Annotated in this window: 21 protein-coding genes; 13 read left to right on the top strand and 8 right to left on the bottom strand. The window is 60.8% G+C overall.

Going from position 1 to position 23,052, the window contains the following annotated elements:
• The first annotated feature begins 10 nt into the window (after window positions 1-10).
• Both ugpE and PMI16_RS06945 read left to right on the top strand, forming a co-directional pair.
• Window positions 11-862: a sn-glycerol-3-phosphate ABC transporter permease UgpE gene (gene ugpE, locus PMI16_RS06950; protein WP_007877845.1), complete on the top strand. Its 852-nt coding sequence runs from the start codon at window positions 11-13 to the stop codon at window positions 860-862.
• A gap of 1 nt (window position 863) precedes the next feature.
• Window positions 864-1,934: a sn-glycerol-3-phosphate import ATP-binding protein UgpC gene (locus PMI16_RS06945; RefSeq protein WP_007877843.1), complete on the top strand. Its 1,071-nt coding sequence runs from the start codon at window positions 864-866 to the stop codon at window positions 1,932-1,934.
• 69 nt (window positions 1,935-2,003) lie between these two features.
• Here PMI16_RS06945 and PMI16_RS06940 read toward each other — a convergent pair whose 3' ends face one another.
• Window positions 2,004-2,468 carry a RidA family protein gene (locus tag PMI16_RS06940; RefSeq protein ID WP_007877842.1) on the bottom strand — a complete coding sequence of 155 codons (465 nt, stop codon included), beginning with the start codon at window positions 2,466-2,468 and terminating at the stop codon, window positions 2,004-2,006.
• A 61-nt stretch (window positions 2,469-2,529) separates the two neighbouring features.
• Here PMI16_RS06940 and gcvA point away from each other — a divergent pair, with 61 nt between their 5' ends.
• The 3 genes from gcvA to cheD all read left to right on the top strand — a co-directional run bounded on the left by gcvA (window position 2,530) and on the right by cheD (window position 5,419).
• The gene (gene gcvA, locus PMI16_RS06935) at window positions 2,530-3,510 is read left to right on the top strand and encodes a transcriptional regulator GcvA (protein WP_237719803.1); all 981 of its coding nucleotides are present in this window, start codon (window positions 2,530-2,532) and stop codon (window positions 3,508-3,510) included.
• A gap of 26 nt (window positions 3,511-3,536) precedes the next feature.
• Complete coding sequence (locus tag PMI16_RS06930; RefSeq protein ID WP_007877838.1) at window positions 3,537-4,613, top strand: fumarylacetoacetate hydrolase family protein; 1,077 nt, start codon at window positions 3,537-3,539, stop codon at window positions 4,611-4,613.
• A 203-nt stretch (window positions 4,614-4,816) separates the two neighbouring features.
• Window positions 4,817-5,419: a chemoreceptor glutamine deamidase CheD gene (gene cheD, locus PMI16_RS06925; protein WP_007877837.1), complete on the top strand. Its 603-nt coding sequence runs from the start codon at window positions 4,817-4,819 to the stop codon at window positions 5,417-5,419.
• A gap of 4 nt (window positions 5,420-5,423) precedes the next feature.
• Here the strand turns inward: cheD and PMI16_RS06920 are convergent, their stop codons facing one another.
• The 4 genes from PMI16_RS06920 to PMI16_RS06905 all read right to left on the bottom strand — a co-directional run bounded on the left by PMI16_RS06920 (window position 5,424) and on the right by PMI16_RS06905 (window position 8,564).
• On the bottom strand, window positions 5,424-5,807 hold the full coding sequence (locus PMI16_RS06920) for a nuclear transport factor 2 family protein (protein WP_007877836.1): 384 nt from the start codon (window positions 5,805-5,807) through the stop codon (window positions 5,424-5,426).
• Window positions 5,808-5,854: 47 nt separating this feature from the next.
• Window positions 5,855-6,859, bottom strand: a complete 1,005-nt coding sequence (dctP, locus tag PMI16_RS06915) for a TRAP transporter substrate-binding protein DctP (protein WP_007877835.1) — start codon at window positions 6,857-6,859, stop codon at window positions 5,855-5,857.
• A 46-nt stretch (window positions 6,860-6,905) separates the two neighbouring features.
• The gene (gene yfcF, locus PMI16_RS06910; RefSeq protein ID WP_007877834.1) at window positions 6,906-7,544 is read right to left on the bottom strand and encodes a glutathione transferase; all 639 of its coding nucleotides are present in this window, start codon (window positions 7,542-7,544) and stop codon (window positions 6,906-6,908) included.
• A 72-nt stretch (window positions 7,545-7,616) separates the two neighbouring features.
• A complete protein-coding gene (locus PMI16_RS06905) occupies window positions 7,617-8,564 on the bottom strand; it encodes a LysR substrate-binding domain-containing protein (protein ID WP_007877833.1) in 948 nt (315 codons plus the stop codon).
• 122 nt (window positions 8,565-8,686) lie between these two features.
• Here PMI16_RS06905 and PMI16_RS06900 point away from each other — a divergent pair, with 122 nt between their 5' ends.
• Window positions 8,687-9,073 carry a c-type cytochrome gene (locus PMI16_RS06900; protein ID WP_007877820.1) on the top strand — a complete coding sequence of 129 codons (387 nt, stop codon included), beginning with the start codon at window positions 8,687-8,689 and terminating at the stop codon, window positions 9,071-9,073.
• A 23-nt stretch (window positions 9,074-9,096) separates the two neighbouring features.
• Here PMI16_RS06900 and PMI16_RS06895 read toward each other — a convergent pair whose 3' ends face one another.
• Both PMI16_RS06895 and recG read right to left on the bottom strand, forming a co-directional pair.
• On the bottom strand, window positions 9,097-10,971 hold the full coding sequence (locus PMI16_RS06895) for a DUF4153 domain-containing protein (protein ID WP_007877817.1): 1,875 nt from the start codon (window positions 10,969-10,971) through the stop codon (window positions 9,097-9,099).
• Between the two features lie 91 nt (window positions 10,972-11,062).
• Window positions 11,063-13,174, bottom strand: coding sequence for an ATP-dependent DNA helicase RecG (gene recG / locus PMI16_RS06890; protein ID WP_007877813.1), 2,112 nt, complete (start codon window positions 13,172-13,174; stop codon window positions 11,063-11,065).
• A 98-nt stretch (window positions 13,175-13,272) separates the two neighbouring features.
• Here recG and queA point away from each other — a divergent pair, with 98 nt between their 5' ends.
• Together queA and tgt are read left to right on the top strand one after the other, a co-directional pair.
• A complete protein-coding gene (gene queA / locus PMI16_RS06885; RefSeq protein ID WP_034379450.1) occupies window positions 13,273-14,310 on the top strand; it encodes a tRNA preQ1(34) S-adenosylmethionine ribosyltransferase-isomerase QueA in 1,038 nt (345 codons plus the stop codon).
• A complete protein-coding gene (tgt, locus tag PMI16_RS06880) occupies window positions 14,303-15,430 on the top strand; it encodes a tRNA guanosine(34) transglycosylase Tgt (protein ID WP_007877808.1) in 1,128 nt (375 codons plus the stop codon). The genes queA and tgt overlap by 8 nt, the downstream gene beginning before the upstream one ends.
• A gap of 121 nt (window positions 15,431-15,551) precedes the next feature.
• On the opposite strand, the gene manD is transcribed toward tgt, so the two are convergent.
• The gene (gene manD / locus PMI16_RS06875; RefSeq protein WP_007877806.1) at window positions 15,552-16,760 is read right to left on the bottom strand and encodes a D-mannonate dehydratase ManD; all 1,209 of its coding nucleotides are present in this window, start codon (window positions 16,758-16,760) and stop codon (window positions 15,552-15,554) included.
• A gap of 309 nt (window positions 16,761-17,069) precedes the next feature.
• Here manD and PMI16_RS06870 point away from each other — a divergent pair, with 309 nt between their 5' ends.
• The 5 genes from PMI16_RS06870 to PMI16_RS06850 all read left to right on the top strand — a co-directional run bounded on the left by PMI16_RS06870 (window position 17,070) and on the right by PMI16_RS06850 (window position 23,038).
• Window positions 17,070-17,867: a FadR/GntR family transcriptional regulator gene (locus PMI16_RS06870; protein ID WP_007877805.1), complete on the top strand. Its 798-nt coding sequence runs from the start codon at window positions 17,070-17,072 to the stop codon at window positions 17,865-17,867.
• 352 nt (window positions 17,868-18,219) lie between these two features.
• Window positions 18,220-19,404, top strand: coding sequence for a porin (locus PMI16_RS06865; RefSeq protein ID WP_007877803.1), 1,185 nt, complete (start codon window positions 18,220-18,222; stop codon window positions 19,402-19,404).
• Window positions 19,405-19,538: 134 nt separating this feature from the next.
• Window positions 19,539-20,831 carry an ABC transporter substrate-binding protein gene (locus tag PMI16_RS06860; protein ID WP_007877801.1) on the top strand — a complete coding sequence of 431 codons (1,293 nt, stop codon included), beginning with the start codon at window positions 19,539-19,541 and terminating at the stop codon, window positions 20,829-20,831.
• 121 nt (window positions 20,832-20,952) lie between these two features.
• Window positions 20,953-21,933, top strand: a complete 981-nt coding sequence (locus PMI16_RS06855) for a carbohydrate ABC transporter permease (protein WP_007877797.1) — start codon at window positions 20,953-20,955, stop codon at window positions 21,931-21,933.
• A gap of 52 nt (window positions 21,934-21,985) precedes the next feature.
• Window positions 21,986-23,038: a carbohydrate ABC transporter permease gene (locus PMI16_RS06850; protein ID WP_007877784.1), complete on the top strand. Its 1,053-nt coding sequence runs from the start codon at window positions 21,986-21,988 to the stop codon at window positions 23,036-23,038.
• Window positions 23,039-23,052 lie beyond the last annotated feature (14 nt).

The raw sequence follows: 23,052 nt of genomic DNA, 5'->3' as shown, positions 1-23,052 counted from the left end.
GAGCGCCAGCATGATTGAACGCCGCCCCATTCTCGACGCGGTCAGCCACCTGGTGCTGATCATCGGTGCGATCATCGTGATCTTTCCGCTGTACGTCGCCTTCATCGCCAGCACCCAGACCGCCGAGCAATCGGCCATGTCGCCGCTGTCGCTGATGCCCGGCACGGAGATGGTCGCCAATTACAAAACCGTCCTGACGCAGGGCGCTTCCGGCAACGTGTCCTCGCCGCCGGTGTCGCGCATGCTGTGGGTCAGCCTGGTGACGGCACTGGTGATCGCGATCGGCAAGATTTCGATCTCCATGCTGTCGGCATTCGCGATGGTCTACTTCCGTTTCCGCGGACGCAATCTGTTCTTCTGGATGATTTTCGTCACGCTGATGCTGCCGGTCGAGGTGCGTATCACGCCGACCTATCAGGTGGTGTCGGACTTCGGCATGCTCAACAGCTATGCCGGCCTGACGGTGCCGCTGATCGCCTCGGCCACGGCGACCTTCCTGTTCCGGCAATTCTTCCTGACGGTGCCGGACGAGCTGGCGGAGGCGGCGCGCATCGACGGCGCGGGGCCGTTGCGCTTCCTGAAAGACGTGCTGTGGCCGCTGTCGCGCACCAATGTGATTGCGCTGTTCGTGATCATGTTCATCTACGGCTGGAACCAGTATCTGTGGCCGCTGATGATCGCCACCGAGCAAACCATGTACCCGATCGGCATCGGCATCAAGACGCTGATCTCGGGCGGCGACTCGGCGGTGGAATGGAATATGGTGATGGCAACGATGATCCTGGCGATGTTGCCGCCGGGGCTGGTGGTCGTGGTCATGCAAAAGTGGTTCGTTAAAGGTCTGGTCGATTCCGAGAAATAACATGGCAAAAATTCATCTCAAGCAAGTCAAGAAGACCTACGGCAAAGCGCCGAAAGCAGTCGACGTCATCCACGGCATCGACATCGATATCGCCGACGGCGAGTTCATCGTCATGGTCGGTCCGTCCGGCTGCGGCAAGTCGACGCTGTTGCGCATGGTTGCGGGGCTGGAAGAAATCAGTTCCGGCGACATCATGATCGGCGACCGCGTGGTCAATAACCTGGAACCGAAAGAGCGCGACATCGCCATGGTGTTCCAGAACTACGCGCTGTATCCGCACATGAGCGTGTACGAGAACATGGCTTACGGGCTGAAGATCCAGGGTTTGCCCAAGGCCGAGATCGACACGCGCGTGCAACGCGCGGCGGAGATTCTGGAGTTGGGTGCACTGCTGGAACGCACGCCGCGTCAACTGTCCGGCGGCCAGCGCCAGCGCGTGGCGATGGGGCGTGCGATCGTGCGCAAGCCGGCGGTGTTCCTGTTCGACGAACCGCTGTCGAACCTCGACGCCAAGCTGCGCGTGCAAATGCGCCTGGAAATCCAGAAGCTGCATGCTTCGCTGCGCACCACCAGCCTGTACGTGACGCATGACCAGGTCGAAGCGATGACGTTGGGCCAGCGCATGATCGTGATGAACAAGGGCCGCGCCGAACAGATCGGCACGCCGGCGGAAGTCTACGGCAAGCCGGCGACGACTTTCGTCGCCAGCTTCATCGGCTCGCCGCCGATGAACCTGCTCAACGGCAAGCTCAGCGATGATGGTGCGCGTTTCACCTTCGACGACGGTTCGACGGTCGAGTTGCCGGCCTCGAAGAACATCGGCGGCGGAGCGCGCATCCTGGGCATTCGTCCGGAGCATCTGCAACTGGGGCGTCCCGGCCTGAACATGCAAGTCGAACTGGTCGAAGCGCTGGGCGCCGAGTTGCTGGTGCACACGCGTTGCGGCGGGCAGTCCATGGTGATCCGTTGCGCGGCAGGCACCGACGTGGCGATGGGTCAATCGGTGACGGCCGGTTTCGACGCCAACCTGTTGCACTGGTTCGATCCGCAAACGACGCATCGTATTGATTAAACCAATGCATTGCAATGAAAAAGCCGGCAGTAATTTGCCGGCTTTTTTTTGTATTCGGTTACCGGGGGTTCAGCTCTCCAACGCCACCACGATATCCAGCTCGACGGCGGCATTGCGCGGCAATTGCGCGACGCCGACGCTGGTGCGCGCGTGGCGACCTTGTTCAGGTCCGAACAGTTCATAGATCAGCGATGAGGCGCCGTCGGCCACGGCGCTCTGCTGGCTGAAGTCGTCGGCGCTATTGACGTAGACGTTCAGTCGCAGGATCTTGTCGACACGCTTCAGATCGCCCACGGTATCGCGCAAGGCGGCCAAGGCGCGGATCAGCGCCGCGCGCGCTCCCATTTTTGCATCGTCGATGCTGACCTCGCGGCCCAGCTTGCCTGACACCAGCACGCGGTCGCCGTCGCGCGGCAACTGGCCGGCGATCCAGGCCAGTCCCTGATGGACGACGCCGGGTGCGTATTGCGCACCGGGTGCGGCGGAGGCGGGCAGGGTGATGGCGAGTTCGGCGAGACGTTGTTCCAGATTCATGGTGATTCCTCACGAGAGTAAAAGATGGGTGCGTGCATTGCGGTCTATAATAAATTTCCTCGTGCCGGAACTGCAAAGCATCTTTTCTCAGGCCGGCCTCAATATTTCTCATGTCACGATGACCGCTCGCAAACTGCCATCGCTCAATGCCCTGCGCGCTTTCGAGGCGTCGGCGCGGCATCGGCGTTTTACGCTGGCGGGGGAGGAGCTCAACGTCACCGCGGGCGCCGTCAGCCATCAGGTCAAGGCGCTGGAAGAGGAGCTCGGCGTGGTCCTGTTCGAGCGGCTGTCCAATCAATTGCGGCTGACGCAGGCCGGGCAGCGCTATCTGGACGTCGTCGGCGACGCCTTCGATCGCATCGAACGCGGCACGCGCGGCTTGTACGCGCAAGCGGACCGGCAGCAACTGGCGATTTCCACCTCACCCAATTTCGCCGCCAAATGGCTGGTGCCGCGCCTGGGCGAATTCACCGCGCAATATCCGGAGCTGGAATTGCGGCTCGACCAGAGCGAGCGTCATGCAAACTTCATCCGCGAAGACATCGACGTCGCCATCCGCTACGGCGAAGGCCCCTGGTCCGGCTTGTCCTGCACCCGATTGGGCGATGAGTTCCTGTTGCCGGTCTGCGCGCCGGCTCTTGCGGGCTTCAGGTCGCTGAGCGAGATCGCCGGCGCCGGCCTGCTGCACGTGAATGACCGTCAGGCATGGACGGACTGGTTCGCGGAGCAGGGCGAGCAGGATGAGCCGGTTGCGGTCGGCGGCGGTGTCGTCTTCAATCAGGAAAGCGCCGCCGTCGATGCGGCGATCGCGGGGCAGGGTGTCGCATTGGCGCGCTCTTCGCTGGTGGCGCATGCCTTGCAGCAGCGACGCCTGATGGTGCCGCTGGCGGATACGTTGACGCTGAAGCAGACCGCGCAGGCTTACTGGCTGGTGTATCCGCAAGAGGGCGAGATGAACGGCAACGTCGCTGCTTTCACCAATTGGCTATTGCAGTCGTTTGAAAAAGACCGGCAGTTCTGGAAGGAGTTGACCGGAAAATAACTTCACTAAAAGAAGAGGAGACAAGGATGGACAAAAATCGTCGTAATTGGATCAAGGCCGGCGCATCGGCGGCTGTCGGCAGCATGCTGATGGGACAGAACCTGGCGCAGGCGCAGACGGCGAACAGCGGCCAGCAATCGCTGCTGGTCACACCGCTGGCAGGCAAGGTCGGCATGCGTCTGGCGACGGCAAGGCTGGGCGGTTCCGGCGCGCCGACCGTCATCGTCGTGCTGGACGACGGCCGCGTGGTCGATATCAAAAGCGAGGCGCAACGCCAGAACGTGACGCTCGGTTTCGATGCCTCGTCGATGCTGGCTTTGGTCGCCAGCGGCAACGCAGGATTTGCCCAGGTGAAGACGGTGGTTGACCGCGCCGCCCGGCAATCCGGCTTGCCGAACCTCAGCCACGCTACGCTGATGTCGCCGATCCCGCGCCCTGACCGCAACATCTATTGCGTCGGCTGGAACTACCTCGATCACTTCGAAGAAGGCAAGAACGCGCGCGCCGACAAGGCGGTGCAAAAGCTGCCCGATCATCCGGTGTTTTTCACCAAGGCCACGCATACGATGAACGGCCCCTTCGATCCGATTCCGCACGACATCACCAATTCCAACACCACAGACTGGGAAGCCGAACTGGCCGTCGTCATCGGCCAGCGCGGGCGGAACATCCAGGAAGACAAGGCGATGGATTACGTTTTCGGCTACGCCGCCTACAACGACACCACCTCGCGCGAGGTGCAGCAGAAGCGCCACGGCGGGCAATGGTTCAAAGGCAAGAGCCTGGACGGGCACGGTCCGATGGGGCCGTGGATCGTCACCGCCGCAGGCGTGCAGCTCGATGAGGTGCGCGTGATCTGCCGCGTCAACGGCGTCGAAAAACAGAATGCCAGCTACAAGCAGATGTATTTCAAAATCCCGCGCATCATCGCCGAGTTGTCGCGCGGCATGACGCTGGAGCCGGGCGACATCATTGCCACCGGCACGCCGTCGGGCGTCGGCTTTGCGCGCACGCCGCCGGAATTCCTGAAACCGGGCGATCTGCTGGAAACCGAAATTACCGGAGTGGGCATCATTCGCAATCCGATCCGGTCGGAAGTGTAAGAGGGAAGAGCCCGCAAAAACGGCCCGGCATCGTCATGGATGCCGGGCCGTTTTGCCGAATGGGGGACGGGCTGGCTTTGCGAGGGCATAGGGGATTCCCCTATATCGGCAACGCGTCCGGGCACATAAAATCGTTTCAACATACTTAATAAGATGTTGCCTAAGACAACGATCGGTCCCCCCGCACCGGAAAAGGAAAAACGATGAACGCAAATATCGAGCAGTTCGCATCCCATGTCTATCACGACCGCAGCTTTAATTGCGATACGGCAAAAATTCTTCCCGGTGAGTACTATTACACGCACCACGACATGATGATCGTGACGGTGTTGGGTTCGTGCGTGTCGGCCTGCATCCGCGACCGCGTCAACGGCATCGGCGGGATGAACCATTTCATGCTGCCGGATGGCGGCAACGATGCGGATAGCCCGATTTCATCCTCGATGCGTTATGGCACTTACGCCATGGAAATTCTCATCAACGAAGTCCTCAAGGCCGGCGCCAAGCGCGAAAATCTGGAGTCGAAGGTGTTCGGCGGCGGCGCGGTGTTGCGCGGATTCAACGCGATCAACGTGGGTGAGCGCAATGCGGCTTTCGTCAGGAACTATCTGCGTACCGAAGGCATCCGCGTGGTGGCGGAAGATCTGAACGACATCTGGCCGCGCAAGGTGCACTATTTCCCGCGTTCGGGAAAGGTTCTGGTCAAGAAGCTGAAGTCCGCCGATCCGGCATTGGCAATGAAAGAACGCGATTACGCCGGCAAACTGTCCAAGAAGCCGGTCGGCGGCGATATCGACTTGTTCTGATTTTTCAGTATTTCTCTTCTACGAGCGGCACGCGTTGTGCCGGGTCGTAGAAGAAGGTCTCTTCGGCGATATGTTCGCCTTCCCAACGCTGGTAGGCCAGCTCTTCCATCCGCGTGACGGTGCCGTCCAGCCATTCGAAGCGGAAGATCCAGCGTATCACCACCTTGTCGCCTTCCACGAACACCGGTCGCACGCACTTTGACTGCAGCGACTTCGCGCGCGCCATGACCTTGCGTTCGTTGGCGACGTGGGCGTCGCGGCCGAAGCGCGGCGGGTTGCCGTTTTCCTGCATGGTGGAATCTTCGGCGTAGAACTCTTCCACGGCCTCGATGTGCGCATTCGCTTCGACGCGCGCGATGAACTTTTCCAGTGTGTCTTTGCTTGGCATCAGGATCTCCTCGGTTTGCTTCGTTTTCCGGCGGTTCTTAACTTTGCTTATTTTGCCTGCAATACGGCCGCGCAGCGTGTGCGGATGTCGCTATTTTTATCTTGCCGCCACCAACTGTCGGCCTGCTCCTGGCCTGCCTTGCGCAACGCCTGGCGCATGCTTGCCGCCGGTTGCAGATTCAATTGCATGTGGTGTTCCTTCATGCGCGCGTAGTTGTCCTGGATGCGGTTCTTGACGTTGGCCCAGCTGGCGTCGCTGGTGGTCTTGGCTGCTTGCGTCAGGATGCTTTGCTGCGCCGGCGTCAGCTTGTTCCAGACGTCGTTGTTGATGATGGTGTAGCTCAGCGGGATCGCATAGCTGATCGCGGTGAAGTTGGGCAACTGGTCCCACAGGCGATTGCCGGCGCCGCCGTCGCCCGACGACAGCACGGCATTGAGTTCGCCCGAGGCAAGTTTTGGACCGACCGCAGAGAACGGCAGGTTGACGCTGTTGGCGCCGACGCGCTGGAAGACGCCGCGGCTGTTGTCGTCGTAGGTGCGGATGTTGAGCGCCTTGACCGCCTCGACGTCCGGCAGCGCTTTGGCCGACCAGATGCCCGACGGCGGCCATGGCGTGGCATACAGCAGGCGCATGTTCAGCGCCGCCAGATGGCGTTCCAGCTCCGGCTGGGTGCAGGTGAACAGCGCTTGTGCCTGATCGAAATCATCCACCACGAAAGGCAGCGACGACAGCAGGAAGAAGGAGTCGCTGCCGCCCAGGATGCCGGCGAAGAGCGTGCCGATTTCCGCCTTGCCGCTGCTCACTGCGCTGACCTGGTCCTTGCCCTTGTAGGGGTTGGCGGCTTCCTGCAGCGTGGTCACGGCGATGTCGCCGTTGGACAACTGTTTGACGGCGGCCGCAAACTGCAGGTCGGCACTGGCGGTGATCGACGTGGCCGGATATTCGTTGATCAACTGCAGCGACGCGCTTTGCGCCGTCGCCGGTCCGGCCAGCAGCAAAGCCGAGATTGAAACGGCAAGGCCGCAACGTTTGGTCAATGAAGACAAAGACATGAACACTCCTTGATTTTTCTTGTTGAAGGTCGATGGGAGGTGCTTGTTACGAGACGGTCGGCCGCTCCAACGCCAGCCAGCGCTGTACCGACGGCCGCTGCCATTGTTGCCGGGCATAGGCGATCAGCTTGGGCGGCAGGGCGTCGCCATGCAGGGCCAGGCGATTGAGCATCACGGCGAGATCGGTGTCGGCAATGCACCATTGCCCGAACAGATTGGCGGCGTCTTCGCCCAGCAAGCCGTCGACGGCGTCAATCAGCTTGCGCGCGGCAAACTGCGCGGCAGTCGACAAGGGCTCGTACTTCTTGCCGAGGAACACGGCCTCGGTGGGCCGCTCCTGGCGTATCGGTCCGAGGTCGCTGCGCAGCCACGCCTGGATTTCCCGGGCCTTGGCCTTTTGTCGCGGATCCTGCGGATACAGCGGCGCCGCTTCCGGAAAGCGATCTTCCAGGTATTCGTCGATCGCCGACGACTCCGACAGATGGAAATCGTCTTCGCACAGCGTCGGCACGCGATGCGTCATGCACAATTGCGCGTATTCCGGCAGGTGATTGTGTTGCAGCGTCAGGTCGACGGTGCGCAGTTCGAAAGGCTGGTTCTTCTCGGTCAGCGCGACGAAGGCGGACATCGCATAAGGACTGAGGAATTGGGCATCAACGTACAGCGCGAAAGACGACGAGTTCAAAACATTTCCTCCAGGCGGAAAAGGTGGGAAAGGGATGGCGGATTACCGGGAGCTCTTTCATCGGTGACGGCTTCAGCCTTCCGTGACTTCCGCTTCATGCAGCATGTCGACGCCGGGCAGATTACAGGACAGCACGGCCTTGCGCACCGCATCGATGGCGGCGTGGCGGGTAAAACTCTTGCGCCAGGCAATGACCACGCGACGCGACGGCACCGGTTTGCTGAACGGCACATAGCGCACCATGCCGTCCTTGGCGTGCATGTCGGGCACCGACGCCTGCGGCAGCACGGTGATGCCGATGCCGGACGACACCATGTGGCGGATGGTTTCCAGCGACGAACCTTCGAAGGTGCGCGCGATGCCGTCGCCGGCGGTCGAGAAACGCGACATTTCCGGACAGACTTCCAGCACCTGATCGCGGAAGCAGTGGCCGTTGCCGAGCAGCAGCATGGTTTCGGTCTTCAGGTCCTGGGCAGTGATTTCCTTGCGCTCGGCCCATCGGTGATGCTTGGGCAGGGCGATGACGAATTCTTCGTCGTACAGCGGTTGCACTATCAGGCCGTGCTCGGGGAAAGGCAGCGCCATGATGGCCGCATCCAGTTCGCCCTGGCGCAGCAGTTCGATCAGGCGGGTGGTGAAATTTTCCTGCAGGATCAGCGGCATCTGCGGCACGGTCTCTATCATGGTCTTGACCAGCGAGGGCAGCAGGTAGGGGCCGATGGTGTAGATGATGCCCAGGCGCAGCGGGCCCGACAGCGGGTCCTTGTTCTGGCTGGCGATTTCCTTGATGGCGGCGGTCTGTTCCAATACGCGTTCGGCCTGCGCCACGATTTGCGCGCCCAGCGGCGTGACCGAGACTTCGGTGCCGCCGCGTTCGAAGATGATGACGCCGAGTTCGTCTTCCAGTTTTTTGATCGCAACCGACAAGGTCGGCTGCGCCACGAAACAGGCCTCGGCGGCATGGCCGAAATGCTTTTGGCGCGCGACGGCGACGATGTACTTGAGTTCGGTGAGTGTCATATGAACTTATGCGGGCTGATATGCGCAGACTATAGCTCATTTGCAGGTGACATGCAGGGCGGCGCCTGCATGCTAGAGTTGCGCCCAAGCGCAGAAAAAACTCCGGATCGGCAGAGCAGAACATGAGTAAAAAACAAGTATGGATGCGGGCCTCGGTGCTGGCGGCCGCGATGCTCTGCCTGTCGCTATCGGCACAGGCCGCCGGCGACGCCGCGGCCGGCAAGGCGGCGTTTGCCAAATGCGCCGGTTGCCATCAGATCGGCCCGTCGGCGCGCGCCGGTTTCGGGCCGCAGTTGAACGGCATCGTCGGCCGGCCGGCGGCTTCGACCAGGGACTATCGCTATTCGCCTGCGATGCAGAATTCGCGCATCGTCTGGACCGAAGACAAGTTGCGCGCTTTCATGAAGTCGCCCGGCGATGTCGTGCCGGGGACCAAGATGCGATTCTGGGGGATCGGCAATGAAAAGGATCTGGATAATCTGCTGGCGTATATGAAGACCTTTTCCTAGCCGTTCAACGACCGCCGTTTGCTTTATTTCTTTGCGTCGGTTTTGGTGCAGTCTGTTATCCCGGTTTGCACCGATTCCATGTGCACGCGCACGCCGTTGATTTCGATGTCGCGCTGTTGCGGCAATTGCCAGTTCAAGGTGTCCAGCCCGGCGCTCTTGCGCAATTGTTCGACGCATCCTGGCAAGGCGAGCAATTTGCCGATGAGCTGCCATTGGCCGTCGGTATTTTGCTTGAACAGGGCTGGTCCGCTGCTGCTTTCAAAAACCAGTAATTGCTCGCCGGCGGCAAGATCGGGTTTGACGACATAGGCATCGCACAGATGGCTTCGCTTGGTCATGCAAAGAGGCAGGTGATAACGCTCAGCTGCATTGCGCCAGTCCTGCGCAGCGAATTCTTTCGGCAATTTCCGATCGGAGGGATGCATGAGGATGTTCGCGTTCAGGTCAGGCGCCGCCACGACGAACTCGTCCGTCGCCCAGCGGTCGGTGCTTGCCAGTGCCAGACGGGCTTTGTCCTGAACGGCCGCAGGATAGGCGCTGTTGTTTTGCTCGCTGATCCGCTTCAACTCCTGTACGCCATAACGCGCACCGTTGAAGCGCAGAAAACGAAAGTCGAAACCATCCGCGCCGGTCTTGCCTTGAGTGAGCCGATGCAATTGGTCGGCGACCGCAATGCGCGCCGGATCGGCCGCCGGCGACAGCAAGGCCAGAAAAATCACCAGGATGGCGAAGCTGGCCAGCACGTTGGTCGCCGAGATGCGTTGAAGATTGTCGCGCATGCGAATGGCGGCGAGTGCATAGCCGGTCGCATACATCGCAGCAACCAGCGCACATGTCGCACCGGTGATGCGGCTGACGGTCCAGCCGTATTCGGCGACGCGCAGGCCCAGCGAATACGTCGCCAGCAATACCAGCGGAACCGGCAACAGGCAGGCGATGCGCGTACAGATCGAGAAGAAACGGTGCGTCTTTTGCGTCAGGTGATAGCCGTCCTGGTATACCGTATTGATCAGTACGACCAGCAGGGCTGTCGCGCCCAGCAGCACATACGATGCGCGCCGTGTTTGCCACAAAGGTTCCAGCCCGGTCGTCAGGATGCTCAATAAAAAGGCGCCGATCACGATCGTCGCCATCGGCAGCAGCCACGACAGCAAGGTCAGCAGCAGTTTGCGGATTCCCGCGACGATTTGCGGGCGAACGTCGCTCAGATGCAGCGCGAACGAGAACGCCAGCGTCGTGACGGGGATGTTGAACCAGCTCTTTTCGAGCAGCTTGCCGAGGAAAGTGAGCTTAATCAGTGAAAACAGGGCGTTGCCGGTTTCCAGCACTAGCCAGAACAAGCCGGTAAAGAGCGCCGCAAACATCAGTTGCACCAGCAGCTTCCACGCCATTTCAAAATAGCTGCGATAGCTGGCAATGCGCCGTCCGTCGGCGTCGCCGGCCAGCATCATGGCCTGCGCGATAAACAGGCCTGTGATCGTGAGGAAGATCAGTGCCGACGAGGGCAAGCTCTTTGATTCACCGGTTGAGCCATTGCCGCAGCAGGCATCATCGATATGCCGGGGCGGCAAGAGCGAGGACAAATCGGCGCGCCAGGCGTCATACATTCCCAGGCCACACAGTACGACGGCCAGCGTCGCCAGCCAGATCAGCAGATTGCGGCGTGACAAATGGCCGATGCCCGATACCGCAATGATCGGCAAAAATACCGCCAGCATGAGTGTCGGGATGAACAGCATCGGCTGTGTGGAGATCCCGGACCTGGCCGTCCAGCTCGAATACAGCGCATACAGCAGCAAGCCTTGCACAATGCCGAGCGCAACACGCAGGCGGCCTGACAAGATGCTGACGGGAGATTGCAGGGTGTCGTTGTCGTCTGCGGGCGCGGCGTTTTGCATGAAGTCTCCATTGAAAAACGCTAATGTCGGCGATGCAGGCCGAGTTGTAAATGCCCGGACGGTAAGGCGTGAAAGAAAGCCGGTGAAATCGTCAGACTTTGAGAAAGTCTTCCTTGCCGCCCAGCCAGCGCTGTAAATGCGCATCGACGATGGCATCGTCGTTTTGCAACAGCGTCTGTGCCAGGTTGCGGGCTTTTTCCACCAGCCACTGATCGGTCGCCAGATCGGCGAAACGCAGCAGCGCTTCGCCCGACTGGCGCGCGCCGAGGAATTCGCCGGGACCGCGGATCTCGAGGTCGCGCCGGGCGATTTCAAAACCGTCGGCGGTTTCGCGCATGGTCATCAGGCGTTGCTTGGCGGTGCCGCCGAGCGGGCTCTGGTACAGCAGGATGCAGGCGCTGGCCGCGGCGCCGCGACCGACGCGGCCGCGCAACTGGTGCAGTTGCGACAGGCCGAAGCGCTCGGCGTGTTCGATCACCATCAGCGAAGCGTTGGGTACGTCGACGCCGACTTCGATCACGGTGGTGGCGACCAGCACGTGGATGTCGCCGCGGCTGAAGGCGTCCATGACTTCTTGTTTTTCGGCTTGCTTGAGGCGGCCGTGCACGAGGCCGATGCGCAGGTCGGGCAGGGCTTCCGCCAACATCGCATAGGTGTCGGTGGCGGTCTGTAATTGCAGCGCCTCGGATTCTTCGATCAGCGGGCAGACCCAGTAAATCTGACGGCCTTCCTGCGCGGCGGCGTGCACGCGCGCGATCACTTCGTCGCGCCGGTTCTGGTCGATGGTGCGCGTGACGATGGGCGTGCGGCCGGGCGGCAGCTCGTCGATGACGGAGACTTCCAGATCGGCGTAGTAGGTCATGGCCAGCGTGCGCGGGATCGGCGTGGCCGACATCATCAGTTGATGCGGCACGGTTTGCGGCGCACCGTTCTCGGCGTCGAAGGCCTTGTTGCGCAGCGCCAGACGCTGGCCGACGCCGAAGCGATGCTGCTCGTCGACGATCACCAGCCCGAGTTTCCGGAACTGCACGTTGTCCTGGATCAGCGCATGCGTGCCGATGACCAGGCGCGCCTCGCCGGATTCGATGCGGGCGTTGGCTTCGGCCTTTTCTTTTTTCTTCAGGCTGCCGGTGAGCCAGGCGACCTGGACGCCGAGCGGTTCCATCCATGCGGCGATCTTGCGGAAATGCTGGTCGGCCAGGATTTCGGTCGGCGCCATCAGCACCGCCTGGAAGCCGCTGTCGATGGCTTGTGCAGCAGCCAGCGCCGCCACCACGGTCTTGCCGCTGCCGACGTCGCCTTGCAGCAGCCGTTGCATCGGGAAGGATTCCTGCAGGTCGTGGCGGATTTCTTCCAGCACGCGTTGCTGCGCGCCGGTCAGCTTGAACGGCAGCTGCTTGATGAAAGCCCTGGAAATCTTGCCGATGGTGGGCAGCGCGCTGGCATTGCGGGCGCGGCGCGCGGCCTGGGCGCGCTTGAGCGACAGTTGCTGCGCCAGCAGCTCGTCGAATTTCATGCGTATCCAGGCCGGATGCGAGCGTTCTTCGAGCGCGTATTCGTCGACGTCGGTCGGCGGATTGTGCAGCAGGCGCACCGAAGATTCGAAGCCGCCCAGCTTCAGTTCGTCCAGCGTGGTCTGCGGCAGGGTGTCGCGCCAGTCGATGCGCGACAGCGCGCCGCCGATGGCCTTGCGCAGATACGCCTGCGACAGGCCTTCGCCGGCCGGGTAGACGGGCGTGAGCGCGGTCGGCAGCGGCGCGCCTTCGAGCACGACTTTATAGGTGGGGTGGACCATCTCGGCGCCGAAGAAGCCGTGGCGCAATTCGCCGCGCACGCGCACGCGCACGCCTTCGGCAAGTTGCGTGGCCTGGCTGCCGTAAAAATTGAGGAAGCGCATCACCAGCGGGCCGCTGTCGTCGGCGATGGTGACCACCAACTGGCGGCGCGGGCGGAACTGGACGTCGCTCTTGCTGACGATGCCCTCGACCTGCACCACTTGCGTGCCGCGCAGGCTGGCGTCGTGGATGCTCATGACCTGGGTTTCGTCCTCGTAGCGCAGCGGCAGATGCAGCGCCAGATCCATGTCGGTGCGCAAGCCCAGTTTGGCGAGCTTGTTTTGCGCCTTCTGGGCATTGCTCAGCGGCGGAGCGCTTTGGGCGGCCTTGGTGCTGTCGGCGGAAGCTTTCTTCTTCGGTGCTGGCATGCAGTGAGGTTTCTATGTCGAGAAAGCGTAAAATAGAGGGTTCGGCGCTATTTTACTGTGTTTATCTACAGTGTTGCCGCTTCCATGACTTATTTTCCATGTATTCACTTTCCGATTTCGATTTCGACTTGCCGCCTGAGTTGATCGCGCAGTTGCCGCTGGCCGAACGCAGTGCTTCGCGCCTGCTGCAGGTCGACGCGCAGTCAGGCAACCTTGCATTGACCGACCGTCGCTTCGCCGACGTGGTCGACTTGCTGTCGCCGGGCGATTTGCTCGTATTCAACGATACCCGCGTGCTGAAGGCGCGTTTCTTCGGCGTCAAGGAAACCGGCGGCAAGGTCGAAGTGCTGGTCGAGCGGGTGCTCGACAGCCGCAGCGTGCACGCGCAGGTGCGGGCTTCCAAGTCGCCGCCGGCGGGTACGCAGATCCGTCTGGCAGATGCTTTCGACGTGATCGTCGGCGAGCGCTACGGCGAGTTCTATACGCTGCAATTTCCGTCGGATGTGTTCGAACTGCTGGAGCAATACGGCAGCCTGCCGTTGCCGCCGTACATCGAACACGAAGCCGACGAGTTCGACGAGACGCGTTACCAGACCGTGTACGCCAAGGAGCCGGGTGCGGTTGCCGCGCCGACCGCCGGTCTGCATTTCGATGAAACCTTGCTCGACAAGCTGAAAGCCAAGGGCATCGATACCGCTTTCGTCACGCTGCACGTCGGCGCCGGCACCTTCCAGCCGGTGCGGGTGGAAAACCTGTCCGAGCACAAGATGCACAGCGAGTGGTACACCATCGCCCAGGAGACGGTGGACAAGGTGCGCGCGGTGAAGGCGGCGGGCGGCAAGGTGGTCGCCGTCGGCACCACCAGCATGCGCGCGCTGGAGTCGGCGTCGCAATCGGGCACGCTGGAAGCCGGCAGCGCCGACACGCGGCTGTTCATCACGCCGGGCTATGCGTTTAAAACCGTCGATCGCCTGATCACCAACTTCCACTTGCCCAAGTCCACGCTGCTGATGCTGGTCTCGGCCTTTGCCGGTTACGACAATATTCGTGCGGCTTACGCGCACGCCATCGCGCATCAATATCGTTTCTTCAGCTATGGCGACGCCATGCTGCTAACCTGTACACATCATGCTTGAATTTACCCTGCTCAAAACCGACGGCAACGCCCGTCGCGGTCGCGTCAAACTGAACCACGGCGTGGTCGAGACGCCGATCTTCATGCCGGTCGGCACCTACGGTTCCGTCAAGGCGATGTCGCCGCTGGAACTCAAGGAGATCGACGCCCAGATCATCCTCGGCAATACCTTCCACCTGTGGCTGCGCCCGGGGTTGGAGGTGATGGCGAAATTCGGCGGCCTGCACGGCTTCATGGGCTGGGACAAGCCTATCCTGACCGACTCCGGCGGCTTCCAGGTGTTTTCGCTGGGCGACATGCGCAAGATCACCGAAGAGGGCGTGCACTTCGCCTCGCCGATCAACGGCGACAAGCTGTTCCTCTCGCCGGAAGTGTCGATGCAGATCCAGCGCGTGCTGAACTCCGACATCGTCATGCAGTTCGATGAATGCACGCCGTATGAAATCGACGGCCGTCCCGCCACGCAAGTGGAAGCGGCGCAATCGATGCGCATGTCGCTGCGCTGGGCCAAACGTTCGCGCGACGAATTCGACAAGGGCGAAAACCCCAACGCGCTGTTCGGCATCGTCCAGGGCGGCATGTTCGAAACCTTGCGCGACGAATCGCTGGCGGGCCTGAACGAACTCGACTTCGACGGCATCGCCATCGGCGGCCTGTCGGTCGGCGAACCGAAGGAAGACATGATGCGCGTGCTGGATCACATCGGCCCGCGCCTGCCGGCCGACAAGCCGCACTACCTGATGGGCGTCGGCACGCCGGAAGACCTGGTCGCCGGCGTGGCCAGCGGCGTCGACATGTTCGACTGCGTCATGCCGACCCGCAATGCGCGCAACGGCTGGCTGTTCACGCGTTTCGGCGACATCAAGATCAAGAACGCGCGCTACAAGGAAGACACCAAGCCGCTCGACGAAACCTGCGACTGCTACGCCTGCAAGAACTTCTCGCGCGCTTACCTGCATCACCTGCATCGCACCGGCGAAATCCTCGGCGCGCGCCTGAACACGATTCACAACCTGCATTACTACCTGCAGATCATGAAGGAAATCCGCGCCGCCATCGACGACGGACAGTTCGCCCAATTCGTCGCCAGGTTCAAGGAAGACCGCGCGCGCGGCGCCTGATTGCCGCTATAGAATTTGGCAGTCGTCCCAGCGAAAGCCGGGACCCAGTGTCGTGACGGACTACGATACGACGCTGGATCCTGACGTTCGTCAGGACGACGGCGGTAGAATCAAATCGCCATCACCAGTTCCACACCGTGCCGTCACGCAGTCGGCAAGTCGGCAGGTAGGCGCGCTCGTAAGGGAATTTGAGCGCCGCCGCTTCGTCGATGTCCACGCCCAGACCCGGTGCGTCGGGCAACATCAGATAGCCCTTGTCGAAGTAGTAGCCGTGCGGGAAGACCGCATCGGTTTCCGGCGTGTGGCGCATGTATTCCTGTACGCCGAAATTCGGCACCCACATGTTGAAATTGAGCGCCGCGGCCATGCTCACCGGCGACAAATCGGTGGCGCCGTGGCAGCCGGTATGGACTTGATACAGCGAGGCCAGATCGGCGATGCGGCGCAGGTGCGTGATGCCGCCGGCGTGAACGACCGTGGTGCGGATGTAGTCGATCAGCTGGTTCTGGATCAGGTCCTTGCAGTCCCAGATGGTGCTCATGATTTCACCGACGGCCAGCGGCGTGGTGGTGTGCTGGCGGATCAGCTTGAAGGCTTCCTGGTTTTCGGCCGGGGTGGCGTCTTCCATCCAGAACAGCTTGAACGGTTCCAGCGCCTTGCCCAATTGCGCCGCTTCGATCGGTTTGAGGCGGTGGTGGCAATCGTGCAGCAGGTGATGGTCGCTGCCGTATTTGACGCGCACTTTTTCGAACAGGTCGGGCGTATGGCGCAGGTACAGCGGCGTGTCCCAGATTTCTTCGTCGGGCAAGCCCTTGTCGGCCGGTTCGTAATACATGTTGCCCTTGCCGACGCCGTAGGCCTTGTCCAGTCCCGGCACGCCGGATTGCACCCGGATCGCCTTGTAACCCATGTCGATGTAATGGCCGACGGCATCCAGCGCTTCGGCATGGTCGCGACCGTTGGCGTGGCCGTAGACCATCACGCCTTCGCGGCTCTTGCCGCCCAGCAGCTGGTACACCGGCAGGTTGGCGGCCTTGCCCTTGATGTCCCACAGCGCCATGTCGACGGCTGCGATCGCGGTCATGGTGACCGGGCCGCGGCGCCAGTAACCGCCGCGATAGAGGTATTGCCAGGTGTCTTCGATGCGCGACGCGTCGCGGCCGATCAGGCAAGGAATGATGTGATCTTCCAGATACGATTTGACGGCAAGTTCGCGTCCGTTCAGGGTGGCGTCACCGATACCGTAGATGCCCTGGTCGGTTTCTATCTTGAGGGTGACGAAGTTGCGGCCTGGACAGGTCACGATGACCTTGGCGCTGAGGATCTTCATGGATGCGATTTCCTTGTCTCGATGCGAGCGGTCTGGTTTTGGATTGCCTGGGCGCCCGGCTGTTCTGGGTGGATTTTTAATGTGGTCTAACCAATATTGATTATGGCATTCCAATTTGCTCGGCGCAATAGTCGAACAGGACCGGATCTCCGTAGTCTTTTGTTTTTAAGCCACAAACCGGTGCGCATGATGATTGACATGGTTAGACCAAAATGAGAGTATCGCTCAAATTGGTAAGCCACTGATTGCTTTGAATGCTGCTTTTCTATACAGTGGATAGACCAATTTAAAGCTAAAAAAGAGGGTTTTATGGCAGATCGTCAGATTCGATCATCAGCCTCAACTGTGGATGCAGCAGCAACGAATTCAGCAAACAAGGCAGCAAAAGTAGCAAGAAAAGCAGTGCGTTCAGAATTGTTGGAACCAGCGTCAGCGCCGGAGCGCTCGTATCAGCGTCTGGCGGAACAGATTGCAGATCTGATCCTGCAAGGCGAGTTCAAGGCGGGCGAGCGCCTGCCTTCGGAGCGCAGCCTGGCGGACCGGTTCGAGATCAGTCGTACTTCGGTGCGTGAAGCGATCATCGCGCTGGAGGTGCAGGGGCTGGTGGAAGTGCGCGGCGGGTCAGGCATTTATGTCTGCGACGCGGCGACCAAGCCGGTGGGATTCATCCCCGATGGCGGCGCCGGACCGTTCGAGTTGTTGCGGGCACGTTGGGTGATCGAGTCGGAAGTGGCGGCATTGGCGGCGCAGAACCGCACCGATGCCGACATCGACAAGATTTATACGCAACTGGCGGCGATGGGGCGCAATTTTCAGGACAAGCTGGCCAACGAAGCGGATGACCGGCTGTTTCACATCCGCATCGCCGAAGCCAGCGGCAACAGCGTGATGGCGCAAGTCGTCACGGCTTTGTGGGACCAGTTGCGCGGCGTGTTGTGGAAGAAGCTGGAAGAGCATTTCCACACGCAGCAGTTGCGCGAAGCCTCGCTGGAAGAACACCAGAAGGTCTTCGATGCGCTGGTGGCGCGTGACCCGGTCGCGGCGCGCGACGCGATGCGCGAGCATCTCGAGCGTGTGATGAACGAGTTTAAAAAGGCATGGCGTTAAGACACCGGACCCCGGTCTCGTCATGCGTGATGAAAGAACGTCCCGCAGAGGACGTCACCCAGGACGGAGACAGCGATGAACATGATCAGCATCTGCAGCAGCCTGTGCACCTTTGCACGCACTTTTGCGCCCTATACATAGGCATAGGACGCTTTCTGCGGTAACCGGCCTCGCGCCGGCGGCATCCCCTGAAAAACGAAATCAATGCAGTCGGCATGTCCGTACTGCCGGGGATTCCTGCGTCTTCGATTTGTTGTTGTACAGGTTTTGAGTTCGGCCATGCCCTGCATACCGGAATCAATTTAGGGCGGAGCAATACCGCGAATATCCGAGCATAAGAAGAGGAGAAGAAATGAAACTACGACGCAGTTTGGCAATGGGAGGGCTGGCAATTGTCGCGGCAGGCGCATCGGTGCAGGCTTCCGCGCAGAGCAGCGTGACGATCTACGGCGCGATCGACGATGCGCTGGTCTACACCAACAATCAAGGCGGTCTGCACAATCTGTATCTGCGCACCGGCAACCTGAACGCCAGCAAGATCGGCTTCAAGGGATCGGAAGACCTGGGCGGCGGTTCGCAAGCGGTGTTCACGCTGGAAAACGGCTTTGACGTCAACACCGGCGGCATGAGCTCGGCCAATACCTTGTTCAATCGCCAGTCCTTCGTCGGCCTGGTCAACAACACTTACGGTAGCGCGCTGCTCGGTCGCCAGTACACGCCTTACTTCCAGTATGTCGGCGCCATCGGACCGACCAGCGTGTTGACCGGTGCAACCGGCGCCCACCCGGGCGACGTCGACGGCCTGGACACCACCGTGCGCATCAGCAACGCGGTCACCTACATCTCGCCGACCTTCGGCGGCGGTGCGCAGATCAGCGCCTTGTACGGTTTTGGTGAAACGGCCGGTTCCACCTCCACCGGCAATGCCTACAGCCTGGCAGGCAAGTACGACGTCGGTCCGTGGAATTTCGCACTCGGCTTTCAACGCCTGAAGAACGGCTCCGGTTCGGCCACAACCTGGAACTCGACCGCCTCCGGCAGTTTCGCCACCTCGGCAATCAACAACGGCTATGCATCTTCCGACAACGTCGTGATGATCGCCGGCGCCACGCGCTATACCACCGGCAACTGGATGTTCGGCGCCAACTACGCCAATGCACAGTACAAGCCTGGCAACGGTTCGCTGTTCTCGCAAAAAGCCACCTTCGATACGCTGGGCCTGATCACGACGTTCCAGGCGACTCCGGCATGGATGCTGGCGGCAGGTTACAGCTATACCCGCGAGCGCGCCGCCAACGGCATCACCGATCCGGCCAAGTATCATCAGATCGCGCTGGAAGAAACCTACTCGCTGTCCAAGCGTACGGCGTTCTACCTGCTGCAAGCCTATCAGCTGGCGCGCGGCCAGACGTTGGGTAAAGCCGGCACCGGCAATATCGTCAATGCTGTCGCTGTCGTCGGCGATTCGCAAAACAGTTCGCCATCGTCAGGACGCAACCAGGCTGTGATCATGGCGGGCTTCCGTCATTTCTTCTAAGTTTGACTGAGTAAGCTTGTGGACTGAAATAGCTTGAGGTTGGCCACCTGGACCTGCTAAGGTACAGGTGGCTTTTTTGGCAAAAAATAAAAATCAGCAGCTGCTTCAAGGCGGCGCAATACAGTGGAGACAACATGAGTCAATCGAAAGCGCGCCCCGGCCGTAACCGTCATGCAATGCGCTTGTTGGCGTTTTGCGCAGCAGTGGGCTGCAGCGCCGCATCATGGGCCGCAGACGTCCGCGTCATGTGCTATCAGGACGGCAACGAGTGCGACGTCACCGCCGAGCTGGCCAAACGTTTCGAGGCAAAAAATCCCGGCACCAAAATCATCATCGACAAGGTCCCCTACAAGACCGTGGTCGAGCAACTGCCCGTCCAGCTGGCATCGGGCCAAGGCCCCGACATCGCCCGCGTGACCGAGATCGGCGGACTGGCCAAGTACTACCTGGACATCGGCCCCTACGTGCAGGATCGCAATTACTGGGAAAAGAATTTCGGCAACACCCTGTCGTGGATGCGCACCAGCGCCGGCGACAAGGGCATCTATGGTCTGCTGTCGCAACTGACGGTGACCGGGCCTTACGTCAACAAGACCTTGTTCGAACAAGCCAACGTGCCGTTGCCGGGGCCGAAAGCGACCTGGGACGACTGGGTCGCCGCCACGCGCAAAGTCGCCAAGGCGACGCAGCTGGAAGCGGCAATGGCATGGGACCGCTCCGGCCACCGCTTTGCCGGTCCCGCCATCAGCTATGGCGCCAAGCTGTTTAACGCCAACGGCGATCTGGTCATCGACGACGGTTACAAGGCGCTGGTGCAAAAATTCGTCGGCTGGAACAAGGACGGCACCATGTCCAAGGAAGTCTGGGCCGGCGCCGGCGGTTCCGCTTATCGCGACGGTTTTGAAGATTTCAAGAACGGCCGTATCGTGATGTACCTGAGCGGCTCCTGGCAGATCCGCCGCATGAGCAGCCAGATCGGCAAAAACTTCGACTGGATCGTGGTGCCCAATCCTTGCGGACCGGCGGCCTGTTCCGGCATGCCGGGCGGCGCTGCCTTCGTCGCGTTGAAGGGCAGCAAGTCGCCCAAGGAAGCCGGTCGTTTCCTCGACTTCCTGGCGCAGGAAGACATCTACGCCGAGATGATGGCCAAGACCGAAAACTTGCCGGCGCATCAGGGCCTGGTGCAGAAGGGCATCAACTACGCCTCGGCGCCGGAGATCAAGGCCGCACTGGCAGTCTTTTCCACCGACATCCCTCGTCTGTCGCCGCTGGCGTATCGTCTGCAAGGCTATCAATACAATCGCTCGCTGATGTTCCCGACCGTCACGCGCGTGACCCAGGCCATCGTCGGCGAGATGAGCGTCAACGACGCCATGACGCGACTCTCCAGCGACATGGCCGAATCGGTCAGGCAGGCGAAAAAATAAACCGCGGGCCGCGATGGCCGCAAGCCGGGCCATCGCGATCTGATTACCGGACAGAGTTTTCCGCGTTCTGTCGTCTGCTTTTTCGTGGTTTTTGCCGGAGCTTTGCTCTTCAGGAGAAGTCGTGGGTTTCATCGCAAGCTGTTTTTTCAATCTGTTCGAACCGTTTTTCCGCATCGGCCAGCGCTGGCTCGGCCTGTCGCGCATCGCCTGGCTGTTCGTCGGTCCCAATCTGATCATCTTCGGACTGTTCACCTTTCTGCCCATCGTCATCAATTTCCATTACGCGATGACTTCCGGCGTGCAGATCATGCCGTCGGCGCGTCCCTTTGTCGGGGCGGAAAATTTCTCCATGCTGTTCGAGTGCAGCAATCATTTCGACATCTCCACCTGCAACCAGGATTTGTTCTGGAAGGCGATTGCCAATACGTCGAAGTTCACCGTCCTGCAAGTCGTGCTGATGGTGTTCTTTTCGTTGCTGACGGCGCTGGTGCTCAATCGCAAGATCATCGGCCGCAGTTTCTGGCGCGGCGTGTTTTTCTATCCGGTGCTGTTGTCGCCGGTGGTGGTGGCGCTGTTGTGGAAGTGGATATTGCAGCGGCACGGCCTGCTCAATGCCGGCCTGATGGCCGGCGGTTACGACGCGCAGGAATGGCTGACCGACGCCAACTGGTCTTTCTTCTGGGTGATCTTCGTGTCGATCTGGGCGCACATGGGTTTTTACACGCTGATCCTGCTCGCCGGCTTGCAGGCGATCCCGCGCGACGTGTACGACGCCGCCGAGATGGATGCCGCGTCGCCCTGGCGCACCCTGAGCCGCATCACGATTCCGCTGCTGATGCCCAATCTGATCGTGGTCGTGGTGTTGGCCCTGATCCGCGCGATCCAGATCTTCGACGAAGTATTCGTGCTGACCGGCGGCGGTCCGGGATCGGCCACGACCTTCATCGTCCAGTACATCTATCAGGTCGGTTTTGCGGAGCAGATCCATCTCTACGGTCTGGCGGCCGCCGCTTCGCTGGTGCTGGCGGCGGGCATCCTGGTGCTGACGCTGCTGCAGCTGAAGCTGTCGCGCGCCGGTGAAGCGGGAAAGAGAAAGCGCTGATGACTCCGCGGATCCGAAAGCAAATTGACACGAGACTATTGAGACTGCCCGCATGAAAAATTTTCTTATCCGTACGCGCGGTCGCCGGCGCCTGCACTGGACCGACTGGCTCAGTTACCTGTATTTGTTGATGGGCCTGCTGCTGATGTTTGCGCCGGTGCTGTGGCTGGTGCTGTCGTCGTTCAAGAGCGAGGCGGCGATCAGCGAATTCCCGCCGACCCTGCTGCCCTACACGCAAAAAATGGTGAAGCTCACCGGTGAAGCCTTTGACGGCAAGCCTCACCCGGTGTTCACCGTCAAAGGCGCCGACGGCAAGCCGCGCGAGATGGTGGAGCTGCGCCGCATGGGCATCATCGCCACCATGGTCGATCCGGCCCAACCTGGACAGGAACTGAAGATCAACATCAAGGAACGCAAGCCGGTGCGCGAAGTCAGCATAGCGACGGGCAACTATACCGAGCTGTTCGGCAAGTTCAACTTCCTGCAAAACCTCAACAACAGCGTTTTCATCACCGTCATGGCGACGGCGATCACCTTGCTGTTCAATTCGATGGCGGCGTTTGCCTTGTCCAAGTACCGCTTCACCGGACAGAAGGCGGTGTTGCTGCTGATCGTGGCGACGCTGATGATCCCGCCCACCATCATCCTGGTGCCGGCCTTCCTGATCGTGTCCGGCGTCGGCTTGTTCAACAGCCTGTGGGGCGTGATCTGGCCGGCGGTGGCGACGCCCACCGGCGTCTTCCTGCTGCGCCAGTACATGCTGACCATTCCCGATGAGTTGATCGAAGCGGCGCGCATGGACAACGCCAGCGAGTGGCGCATCTACTGGAAGATCGTGTTGCCGTTGTCGGCGCCGGCGCTGGCGGTGCTGGCGATCTTTTCTGTCATGTGGCGCTGGAACGATTTCCTGTGGCCGCTGCTGGTCTTGTCCAAACCGGAGAATTTCACGCTGCAGCTGGCGCTCAATTCTTTCCAGGGCGAGCTGACCACCGAGTGGCACTACCTGCTGGCCATGACCGTCATCACGCTGGTGCCGGTCACGCTGGTGTTCGCATTTTTGCAAAAATACATCGCCACCGGCATTGCCAGCGCGGGCGTCAAATAGGTATTGAAAAATCT

It is taken from the genome of Herbaspirillum sp. CF444 (assembly GCF_000282135.1).
In the GTDB taxonomy this organism is placed as follows: Bacteria; Pseudomonadota; Gammaproteobacteria; order Burkholderiales; family Burkholderiaceae_D; genus Herbaspirillum.
The sequence above is the reverse complement of the archived record's forward strand: the minus strand, read 5'-3'. Positions and strand labels throughout refer to the sequence as shown.